Origin of the sequence: Pseudovibrio sp. WM33, from assembly GCF_001623165.1 — a bacterium.
GTDB lineage: Bacteria > Pseudomonadota > Alphaproteobacteria > Rhizobiales > Stappiaceae > Pseudovibrio.
Map to the genome: position 1 here is coordinate 1 of NZ_LMCK01000086.1, position 10905 is coordinate 10905.

Annotated in this window: 11 protein-coding genes and 1 pseudogene; 11 read left to right on the top strand and 1 reads right to left on the bottom strand. The window is 48.8% G+C overall.

Annotated features, from left to right (window positions below):
• The 11 genes from PsWM33_RS27345 to PsWM33_RS14505 form a co-directional block, all read left to right on the top strand.
• A partial coding sequence (locus PsWM33_RS27345) for a hypothetical protein (protein ID WP_193778402.1) occupies positions 1-308 on the top strand: 308 nt, incomplete at its 5' end.
• A gap of 125 nt (positions 309-433) precedes the next feature.
• Complete coding sequence (locus tag PsWM33_RS14455) at positions 434-1735, top strand: hypothetical protein (protein ID WP_153039951.1); 1302 nt, start codon at positions 434-436, stop codon at positions 1733-1735.
• Positions 1728-2441, top strand: coding sequence for a hypothetical protein (locus tag PsWM33_RS14460; protein WP_153039952.1), 714 nt, complete (start codon positions 1728-1730; stop codon positions 2439-2441). The genes PsWM33_RS14455 and PsWM33_RS14460 overlap by 8 nt, the downstream gene beginning before the upstream one ends.
• On the top strand, positions 2438-3025 hold the full coding sequence (locus tag PsWM33_RS14465) for a hypothetical protein (RefSeq protein WP_063289114.1): 588 nt from the start codon (positions 2438-2440) through the stop codon (positions 3023-3025). Before PsWM33_RS14460 ends, PsWM33_RS14465 begins: the two co-directional genes overlap by 4 nt.
• Entirely contained in the window at positions 3010-3414 is a 405-nt protein-coding gene (locus tag PsWM33_RS14470) for a DUF6950 family protein (RefSeq protein ID WP_063289113.1), read from the top strand. The genes PsWM33_RS14465 and PsWM33_RS14470 overlap by 16 nt, the downstream gene beginning before the upstream one ends.
• Positions 3414-5222: a fibronectin type III domain-containing protein gene (locus PsWM33_RS14475; RefSeq protein ID WP_063300692.1), complete on the top strand. Its 1809-nt coding sequence runs from the start codon at positions 3414-3416 to the stop codon at positions 5220-5222. The genes PsWM33_RS14470 and PsWM33_RS14475 overlap by 1 nt, the downstream gene beginning before the upstream one ends.
• A gap of 24 nt (positions 5223-5246) precedes the next feature.
• Positions 5247-6617, top strand: a complete 1371-nt coding sequence (locus PsWM33_RS14480) for a hypothetical protein (RefSeq protein WP_063300693.1) — start codon at positions 5247-5249, stop codon at positions 6615-6617.
• 67 nt (positions 6618-6684) lie between these two features.
• The gene (locus tag PsWM33_RS14485) at positions 6685-7317 is read left to right on the top strand and encodes an NlpC/P60 family protein (RefSeq protein WP_063300694.1); all 633 of its coding nucleotides are present in this window, start codon (positions 6685-6687) and stop codon (positions 7315-7317) included.
• A 69-nt stretch (positions 7318-7386) separates the two neighbouring features.
• Entirely contained in the window at positions 7387-7599 is a 213-nt protein-coding gene (locus PsWM33_RS14490; RefSeq protein WP_153039953.1) for a hypothetical protein, read from the top strand.
• A gap of 686 nt (positions 7600-8285) precedes the next feature.
• Positions 8286-8510 (top strand): hypothetical protein, encoded by a 225-nt coding sequence (locus tag PsWM33_RS14500; RefSeq protein ID WP_063289107.1) that lies wholly within the window; start codon positions 8286-8288, stop codon positions 8508-8510.
• Between the two features lie 1029 nt (positions 8511-9539).
• Positions 9540-10082, top strand: coding sequence for a hypothetical protein (locus PsWM33_RS14505; protein WP_063297821.1), 543 nt, complete (start codon positions 9540-9542; stop codon positions 10080-10082).
• A gap of 311 nt (positions 10083-10393) precedes the next feature.
• Here PsWM33_RS14505 and PsWM33_RS27350 read toward each other — a convergent pair.
• Positions 10394-10905, bottom strand: a pseudogene (locus tag PsWM33_RS27350) (calcium-binding protein); the annotation flags it as partial.

Here is a 10905-nt window from a genome sequence, read left to right on the forward strand (position 1 = left end):
AGAAAGTTGATGCCTTCACCAAGGCGTTCAATGAAGCTGAGAGTGCGATCTCAAGAGCTAACAGCTCCATTGCTGACTACTCAAAGAATGGATTGGAGAACATCAGAGACAAGTACGGCGAGGTTACAAGCGCTGTGCTCAATCTGGTGGCTGCGTTAGCTGAGCTGGATTCCAAGGCTGCACAGACAAAACTGATACGGCTCTGGACACTTTCTTTGATGATTTTCTGGGTGGTAACAATGCGTTTGCTGAGCTGGATCTCAAGCTTAAGAAGTATCAGGCTATTCAACATCGCATTGCGCAGCTGAGTGATCCTCTCAGTCAGTCCCGATCAATTGATGCTATCGGGCTTGAAGGTGTCGAGAACACACTTAAAGATCTCAACCAAGAGTTGGAAGCTTCCTCAGATCTCGTGAAAATCTGGGCTGCTGAAATGGCTGCTCTTGAAGATGCAAGAGCAAGCGGGAATATGGAGCGCGTCTCTGAAGCGCTTGCAAAAATGCGTGAGATTCTGACTAAGCTTCCTGATGAGAAGCTGGCAGAGGTAGGCAAGGAACTGGCGCGGGTGGAAAGCATTGCTCGCCAGTCGGTCAGCACAACCAAGCGTTTGAAAACGGCGACTGATGGGGTGGAGCTTAAAGGTCTATCAGCTGATGCCACCACAATGGCCAATGAAATCAGCCGTGCAGCGGATGCGATGGAGGCCATGAAGCTCAATGGTCTGGCTTCGCTTGAAGATGCTCAGGTGCGTTTAAGATACAAAGATGATCCGGTGTCTCGGGCTGGTGCATTGGCTGCTCTGGAGTTTGATCGGAACACAAATGCGCTTGCACAAAATGTTGGGCCAACTGGTGGAACTCAGCTTGCCAAAGAGCGCGAAGAGTACATCCGCACGGCTCGCGAACAGGCTCGGCTTCAGGAGGCTTTACGGCCAGCAGCCAACAAGGGGCCGGATGTTCTTGGGATGGGTGATCAGGAGGTCACGGTGCTTGAGCGTCGGATTGAGATGCTTGGTCGTACCCGTGAGGAAGTCGCAGCGCTCACCACAAAATACAAGCTGCTTGATATGGCAAAGCAGCAAGGTTTGGATCTCGATGAGCGTTCTGTGAAAACCGGATTGACGCTTCGCGAAGAGATCGAGGCACGGTCAAAATCAGTCTCCCAGTTAACAGGCAAGATTGAAGAGCAGACACGGCATAGCCGCATGATGGCAAGCGTCAATCAATCCATCACCAACTCACTAACAGATGTCATCTTTGAAGGTGAGCGGTTTGTTGATGTGCTTGGGAATATAGGCAAGGGGATTGCCAAGATGCTGCTGCAGTCTTCTGTGTCCAGCATGACCAGCTCAGTTGGCGGTGGCGGCAACATTGGTGGGATCATTTCAACCTTGCTCTCCAGCTTTGGTGGTTTTTTCTCAGAAGGGGGCAACCTGGGGGCTGGTAAATGGGGGATTGCGGGTGAGGGCGGTGTTCCTGAGCTGATCGAAGGTCCGGCAACAATCACTCCGTTCCACAAGCTCCCTCAATCTAGCGGTGGGGGCGGTGAGATGGTTTCTCGCGTGATCCTTGAAGTTACCCCTGATCTGGAAGCTCGGATTGAGAGTGTGTCGGGAAACGTGGTCAAGGAAGCGGCACCTATGATCATTGAAGCGGCGACCCAAAATAGCCGTGAATATACTGTCGGTGACTTCAGTATGTATGAGCAGGAACGGGGAGGTGGCTTCCGTGACTAATGTGATCCATTGGCCCCATTCTCTGCTTCCCAGCCAAGGAAAGACAACCTTCAGAAAACGACCAACTACCAACACTGGTGGGATGACACTTGGTGGGCGTGAGTTGGTTACACGGACGGACTTGGGTTTCTGGAGAGCTGTCATCCCCAATATCGTGTTGCGCAGGCGCGATCTGCGCCAAGAAGAAGCTTGGAACGGGATTGAGGTCGCCTTGCAAGGGCAAGTGGGACTTGTGATCGTTTCTGTTTCTCATGTGACTTCACGGGTACAAAAACTTGCAAAGCAGGCGCGGTCCTATGTGCCTCATGCCGATGGAACGGAGTTCAGCGATGGAACTTCCTATGAGAGTGAACCTGCTTTTGTGCAGTTGGAAGAAGAGGCATATTTAGGGGCAACAGTGCTTAAGCTTCGCGGACTGCAAAGTGGGTTGAGGCTGTCCGGGATCTATTTCAGTTATTTGCATGCGCTATATAACACTGGGCCGATTATTGAGGCTGAAGGTAATGTGGTGCGGGTACCTATTTTCCCGGCTGTACGAGCAAAGATCCCTGCGGGTGCACTGCTGAATGTGGCAGAGCCGAGCTGCCTCATGAAGCTTGCCAGTGACAGTGAGTTGGATCTGAACTTCGGTAGCTCAAGCTTTACCAGAAAGAGCGTTCACTTTGTCGAGGCTATTGACTATTGGGACGAGGCGTCTGCTCCATGACCTTTCGAAGCATCATGATCCTTGTGGCGATGCATTTTCCGACTGGAACAGCTCGCTTCTGGTTTGGCTCTCATCCTTACGTTGATAGGGATGGAAATCACTGGCGACCTGCCGGGGTGCTTCCGGCCTCTGCCTTAACAACGATCCAATATGCGTTTTCTGGTGAGGCGACCACGATGGACATGGGGCTGTCCGGTGTCGATCAGCAAATTGCCGATCTGGCCTATGAGGAGACGCAGGAGAGTGATGTCATCGGCTCAAAGGTGCAAATCCTGCTCCAGAGTTGTGATCAATATTTCCAGCCTTTGCCTCCAGGAGCAATCGTCAAGTTCACGGGCGAGGTGATCGACCTGAAGTTCCGCAAGCGGGCGGTGAATGATCGAGACAAGCCTCAAATTCTGCATAATGTGACCTTGGTCGTGGGCAATGCTTTTCATGCTCGTAAATCACGGCGCAACGCGGTGCTATCGGATTCTGATCAACGAGCTTATTCGCTCAAGGTCAATCCAGATCTACCGCCTGACTTGTCGTGTGAGCGCATTACCTTGATGAGTGAGCAGACAATCCCATGGCCGCGATCATAAGTCTTTTGGAGGCTTGGCTGGCAGATCGGCAAAGCTTGTCTTTTGATCCGGGCACGGCTGACTGTTGCCTCGTTCTTGCTGATTGGGTGAGTGCCAATGGATACCCTGATGGGGCCGTTCATTTGCGTGGCACTTACTCAACAGAAAAGCAGATGAAACAGCTGATTATTGAAGCTGGCGGTGCTTTAGAGCTGGTTGGCAGGTGTGCAGATATTGCGGGCCTGAATGAGGTCCAAACCAGAAAGACTGGCGATATTGGCGTGATCGGCAGCCTTCATTCCCCTCTCAGGCAGTGGGGTGCGATCTGGGATGGTGAGCACTGGCAAGTTCACTGGAACTCGGGCTTTGAAGCTATTCACGCGCCTGCTCTTAAAATCTGGAGTGTCTGATGCCTGCTACTGCTGCATTTGCTGTTGCGTTTGTTCTGTCAAATGGCGCGGCCTTCGTTGGGGCCTCTGTTGCAACGCAAGCGATCCTTGCGGGGGCTGCGGTGTCCTCGATTGGTGTTGGGATTATTGGAGTTGGCCTTTCCGCTGGTATTGGGCTGGGTGTGAATGCCCTGCTTGGCAGTCAGCAGAGAAAAGACAATGCTGCACCTATTCCAAGTGCAGCTGATGGCAAGGTGGTGCAAAAGCAAAATGTGCCATCGCGGTCCTATCAATATGGCACTGTGCGTATTGCAGGCGACATGACGTTTTTGGAAGAGCGCAGCGGTACGGCTTATATGGTGATTGCCTATGCGTCCCATGAGATTGATGGCTTTGTCGCGCACTTCCTGAGTGATGATCCTGTAGAGATTGATGCAGATGGCAATGTCACCAAGTCGCTGAGTAATGATGAGGATGCATCCAAATATTATCGTCTTGGTGGTGATGCCAAGGTGATGCTTATTGAGCGCGTTGGGACGCAGGTCGGTGTTCCTTATTCGCAGCTGGTGGACAAGTTCGATGATATCTGGAGTGAGGATCATCGCGGCGACAATATCGCCAGTGTTTTGATGATGTGTAAGAGCGTGAGTGCCCGGCGTCATCGAACGGTTTACCCGCATGGCTACCCAACACTATCCTCTACCATTCGCGGAAAGAAGATTTTCGATCCCAGAGATGGGCAGGTCAGATTTAGCGAAAACCTTGCTCTCATACGGCTTGACTATCTTCTCGCCCCTTATGGAAATGCTTTGAAGATCTCGCAGATCAATCTTGATAGTTGGGCTTATGCTGCGGACGTTTGCGATCAGCAGGTTGAGAACATCAAAGGTGATATGGAGCCGCGTTATCATGGCGGATTCCGTGGCCGCGAAAACAACGATCCAACTCAGGTTGGCCGGATGCTTGATGAGGCAGGCGAGCTGCTTCTATATACCGATGCAGATGGAAAGGTTGCCGTTCATGCTGGGGAATGGGTCGAGCCTGATATTCACCTGAAAACAGATGATATCGTTGATATTGAGTTCTTGCCAAACCGCAATGCAGCCTCCAGCGTCAAGGCTGTGCGTGGTCTCTGGGTCAATCCTGAGCTTCACTATGTTGAAGATGATGCAGTAATTGAAGGCGATCCATATGTTCAGGAAGACGATCCCAGGTCGCGTACTGTCGATAATGACTGCGTGCAGCGCCATAATCACATGCGGCGCTTGCAAGCGCTTAAAGCTATTCGGGTGAATGCACCTCGTGTGCGTGTGAAATGCGACTACTTCGCATCCCAAGAGGTGCCTTTAAGAAGGTTCATCAAGATCAGTGATCCACCACATCTTATCGATGCTTATCTTGAGTTAGACGGTACTCCCACTCTGGATCTGGATACGTTCCAGCATGTGTTCGAGGCGATGGTTATTCCGCGAGACCCGTTTGCCTATGAGCCTGAAGATGAGGGCGAAAAAGGTGATCCTCCCAAGCGTATTGCATCTGAGGCAATCCCGAGTGTTGATAGCTTCTCAATTCAAATGCAGCAGCAGGGGCAAAGTACTATCGCGGAAGCAAGTTTTACACGGCTCTCCGAGGCGCTCACCTATGAGCTGGAATATGTGAAGACCAGCGGTGGTGCTGCCAAGTATGCGCAGGCCAATGATGGCGAAGAGACCATTGAAACCGACAGCCTCACATCGGGTGTTGAATATCGCTTCCGCATGCGCACACGCTCTGTCTTTGGGCAAAATAGCGATTGGTCTAGCTCAACTGTTCTTATAGCTGCGGTTTAATTTCCTCTCAAAATGGAGTTGGCAATGAACTTCCTTACCAAGGAATTCGTCTGGCGTGCGCGTGAGACCCTCGGACTTGAAAGCACTGATCCGCACAAACCCAAAAAGGAAGAAATAATCGCCTATTTGGGGCAGGTTGAAATTGCATCAACGCTTGGTGCGGTGATTGTGAAGACTAAGGCTGAACTGGATACGGTTACAGACAAGCCAGACTACACGCCTGCCATAGTCGGAGCTGACTCCAACCATGCCTTAAGCGGCTACTATCAATGGTTGGGTGGTACCTGGAACTATATGCGCGATCTTGCTGACAGCATCACGCGACTAACTAACATTGGGGGCACCGGAAATGCGATTATGGCCAAGCTCCGATTGGGTGTCAGCTTGTCAGCTGTTGAGTTTGCTGTCTTCGTGCCGGCAGCAAACAACACGGATGATGTGACTATCACTGTTGATGGTGTTGAGAAGCCAATTCGAAATGGCCTCGGCAATGAACTTGACCCTGATGATCTGCAGGTAGGCTTTCCAGCGATGCTTACAGTCATTGAGGGGCAGGAGGGCTATGTTCTTATCAATCCGGCAAATGTTGAAGCGGTGGTTCTTGCGGCCAAAGCTGCTGCAATAGCAGCTCGCAATCAGGCGCAAACAGCAAGAGGTGCGGCTGAGGATGCTTTGAACCAGCTTGAAGCTGCGGTCGAGCAAGCTTCTGATCTGGCATTCAAGCGCTTCAACAGGATCTATCTAGGCTCGCACGATGATGATCCGGATACTGACAATGAAGGTGACGAGCTTGAAGACGGGGCGCTGTACTTCAAATCGTCAGATAAAAAACTGAAGGTCTATTCTGATGTTGATGGATGGGTGCTGGCAACTCCAGACACAAGCGATTTCCTTCACAAGACGAACAATCTGAGTGACCTCCCAAGTCGGGTCCGCGCTCGCCAAAACCTTGGTCTGAAAAATTTGGCGGTGAAGGATAAGGTCGGAACAGCAGAGGTTGAAGACAACTCACTCACCACTCAGAAATACAAAAACAGCTCTGTCACCGATCAGAAGCTCAACTCAGCAAAGCTGAACACGCTAGCGGGAGTTCCGAGGATTGTTGCTGCTGCCAAGGTGGACGGGTCCGGTGATGTGCTTTGGGCAAGTAATCTGACTTGTTCACGTACAGGTACCGGCAGCTATGAGTATGAGTTCGTGCAAGCACTCCCTTCCAGCAAGGCGGGCAAATACATCGTTTTAACGACAGCGGATGTAAGCGGTCATATTCCGCGAACCACCGCGAAAACAAAAAATGGTTTTAAGACCGGATTTACGACACGGCGAACGACCACACCTTATCCATTTGTCGGCTCAAGCACAGGTCACGATGTGGTTGTGATCGGTGTTTGGTAAGGCGTAGCAAACGAACTCAATTGAAAAGCACGGCTCCCTGAAGGGAGCCTTTTTTGTGAGGTGATCTATGGGACGCGTACCAGACTTTGAATCTCAGGAAATGCTGCAGGATCTCGGATTTAATCCGGGCAAGCCTGATGGTGATTGGGGCAGGCTTTCAGAGCGGGCCTATCAGGCTTGGCTGAGTTCTAAAATCAAGGCGGTTAAAAGTGATGAGCCACCATGGCTGGTTGAGGCGCGGCGGCTGCTGGGAACCAAGGAAATCTCGGGACCAAAGCACAACCCACGGATTATGGGCTGGGCGAGCAAATTAGGGATCTCTTACCAAACCGATGAAACCCCATGGTGCGGTCTGTTCGTTGCCCATTGCATGAGCCTTGTTTCTGATACCCAGCCTGTCAATCCTCTAGGATCTCGCCAATGGGCGAAATACGGCAGGCGTTTAGATAAGCCGATACCAGGCTCTATTCTCGTCTTCTGGCGCGGTAGTCCTCGCGGTTGGAAAGGGCATGTCGGGTTTTATGTCTCTGAGAGTGCTGGCCACTATCACGTGCTTGGTGGGAACCAGTCCAACGCAGTCACGATCACAAAGGTCTCAAAGCGGCGGCTCTTGGATATCCGGTGGCCGGAAAGTTACCCAGTGCAGGGTGAGCAGGCGTTTGTACAGCGTGAGGGCGCTGTGTCGGTCAACGAAGCCTAAGGCGTTCTAGTTTGGAGTTGTGACTACAGTTTACTCGTCAGCAGATCCATATCCTTGAACGAGGCTAAGATGCAGAAATCAGAGACAGGCACAGCATTGACTTTTCTAGCAGCTTGGATAGCCCAAAACTGGGCCAACTTCTTAGAACCACTCTTTCAGGCGCTGCTCATTATCCTGACTGTGGTTGCTGCGTTTTTCATGGCTTGGAATAGGGTTCTGGACAACCGCATGAAACGAAAGCAACTACGAGACTATGAACGCGATAAGTCGTGTGCTGATTGACCGAGCGGTACTGATCGTCCTTACTGGAGATCCGAGAGTTTAAAAAAAGAGATGAGACAATTCCATTTGGCTGGCGCTGTGATATGCGGCTGGAGGATTGACAAAAAAGATTAAAATCGCATGTTTGCTTAAAGAGCCAGAGGTGAATTGGATCGTGTCTCAGTAATCGTCCGGCGATCTACTTAGCTCATAGATGATTACGTGCGGATCTTCCAAATATGTATGGGTTCTCTGCATATACTGGTCCATCACTTCTAGTGTTTCTGATGAGATTTCTCTGCCAAATACGCACTCTTGAGGGCTATCATCAGCATGAAACATCAAGTCTGCTTGATGTAATTCAACCAGATAAATGATTGCAGTCGCCGCACAAGTTGGTCTGGTGAAGTTATACATAATTGACCTCAAAGGTGATGACGTTTGATCGGACAATGTTGGTCTGAACCAATTATCGCAAGCTGCTCTTTTTCGCTAAATAATAGCTAAGGGTAATTAATCTCATAGGTTGTGATGTATTGAATAACTCGCATGACGTGATTTGAGGAAACGGATTAGTGTCTATCAAAATAGAGAGCAAATGAATCCGTCCTATCTCGCCTCTTATTCTCACCAGTAACTTATTGGCTGCGATCAGTTCCTAATGCATACGTGTGAAATTTTTTACACGTTATTTATAGGAGTTTTTCATGTTTGTTGCGGTTTATAGAACGTCTATTCTGGGACTTGGGGCAAATGAAGAAGAGGCAATCAATCATGCCTTGGTCATCCTGAGAGAATTGTCTTATGAGGAGAGTGTGCATGTTTGCAATAATTTGGAGGTCAAGCCGATAACAGAGCAAGCATGTGATCAAATCATCTACAAAGAAAGTCGTGCCCTGAATTTAAGAAATGGTGCAATTGTAGTTATTTAAATAAAGCGCTATCCAGCGGCGGGGATAGCATTAATTCATGCAGAAACCTAATCTGATTAAGTTTATCTGATAATTGGTGGTCAGTTATGGTTTAGTAATATTTGTGTATTTGTTTGTTCTTCAAATAACGTAATTGTGAATATTGTTGAAATCTAAATAATATTAAATATGTAGGTAACTTTTATTTTTATAAGATCTATGGATTTATTTTTTGAGTAGTGCATCTCACGGTAACCGATAGAGGTACTTATTAGGGGGTTACTATGCAAAACTCATTCTTTCGAAACACCAGTGTTTTTGCTCCTCATCTATCTAATCGGTTTCATGGTGTAACAAGACATGCTTGGTTCTGCTTTGTTGTTTTGGTGGCCGCGAGTTCCATCTGTTCTCTTCTTTTTGCCTATGAAGCAGCGATAGAAGCGAATAGAAACCAGTCTTTGATTGCTTGGTCTGGGTTCATTGTCTGCCAAATTTCCTTATGGGCGGCTTTCAGAGTACGACGTGTCTCTCATATAGCCAGTTCCATTTGGGCAGATGGTGATTAGTTTTTGCACCAGCCATTGAGGTTGCGATTTTCAAGACGCGGAACAAGATTCTAGATAACTAGCTCAAGCGGCCATAGCTCAGAGACAATTGTGACAAACCATAAAGTCGTAGTGGCCAATCAACGTTGTGTTGAAGTTGGTGGGCATAGCAAGATACTGAGTGAGCATGTCTAGAGCGAATGCCGCAATTGTCATAGAGTACCGTACTGGGCTAAGCGGACCTTCGAGCAGTTCAATCAATAGTTGAGGCGGTATGTATAGCAGCCTGTCCGAATTTCCCGACCCAGTTCTGAATACTACTTGTGCGATTATTTTATAAATTGTAAGCGTCAAGGAAACAGATTTATGATATGCGTCCGGTGAAGGTGACCGGAAGGTGATGAGTTCGCTCATGTGCCGAAAAAGTTAATATGCGTTCAAAGTGACATCAAGTTTGGTGCGGTATGGACATACTTTCTATTCTTGAGTTGCATGGTTCTTGTAAATGATCCGATTGGCCTCCTATCTATCCCTATGTTTTTATTCTCTATTTATGCTGAGTGCTTGCGGCAGTCAGGGCGATACTGCCTTTGACGTGAGCCGTGAGGCTGATACTACTTGGCTTGTTAAGATCCTGAAAGAGAAATACTCAGAATATAGGGATACACGGTATTTTCTGAAGTGGTTTGATCTGAATGGAGATGGTGAGAGTGAGGCAATCGTTTATATTATTGGGCCCGTGATTTGTGGAAGTGGTGGATGTAATACTCTGGTGTTTGATAAATCTAGCGGTGAGTATAAGCAAATCGCTGAGCTTACCGTCACTCAGCCTCCGATACTGGCTTCAGAAGATTTGGTAAATGGGTGGAGCGTTTTGGTCTCTCAATCTTATGGGGGAGGAGCTGTTGCTGGCTATTCAGAATATACATTCAGAGGTAAGGCCTACCCAAATAATGCCAGCCAAATTATAGGTGTTATGCCTCGGGGAACGATACTGATCCCTGAAATTTCTTTTTTTAAAGAAGGGGTAGCCCTCTTTAAAAATTAAGTCTGTCATTAGATGTCATGGTGAGCGTCCATAGAGCCCGACCTGTAGTTGAAAGCGACCTCTGGCAAGGCGTGCGCAATTAGTTTCCAATTAGCAGGAAGGTCACGCTGCCACACACTAAAAATGAGGGCAAAGGGCCATTCCGAGACATATCGAGAATAGCTGTGAGTACGGGCCATGAGTTGCCATTCGGGCGGTTCCATCAAGGGTTGAGCCATGCTTGCCACATTACCAGAACTCCGCAGTCAATAATGCGAAGTTCTGGCAAAAGTGGGTTGCCGAAACCAGTTTCCGGCAACTTCACCCTATAGTCATACGAACATGAAATCTTCCATATGGAGATCAGATATCAAGGTTCCATAGAGTGTAATGGAGTTGTGTTCATCCAGATCTATCACAGTGTTGATACCATCATCACTGGCAGCAGCAATAACTGCTTCAAAATCAGCAAACACGTCAGCATCAAAGCGGATGTGATCATCTGAACCCATACCAGACTGGAAGTCAGTAATTACGTCCTTACCAAAAACAGAGCCGTCAAACACGAATGTGTCCGAACCAGCACCACCAGTCAAAGTATCATTCCCACCTAAGCCATCCAGTATATTTGCAGCTGCGTCTCCAGTCAGGTAATCGCCATAAGCATCGCTGCCCATGACATTTTCGATAGAAACATATGTATCGCCAGCCGCATCGCCCTGGTTTTGGCTCGCATCACCAAGATTCACTGTTACGCTAGTATAAGAATGGTAGTAACGAACTGTATCATTACCTGACCCACCGTCCAGATAGTCTGCTCCAGAGCCATAGGCATTCAGCGTAT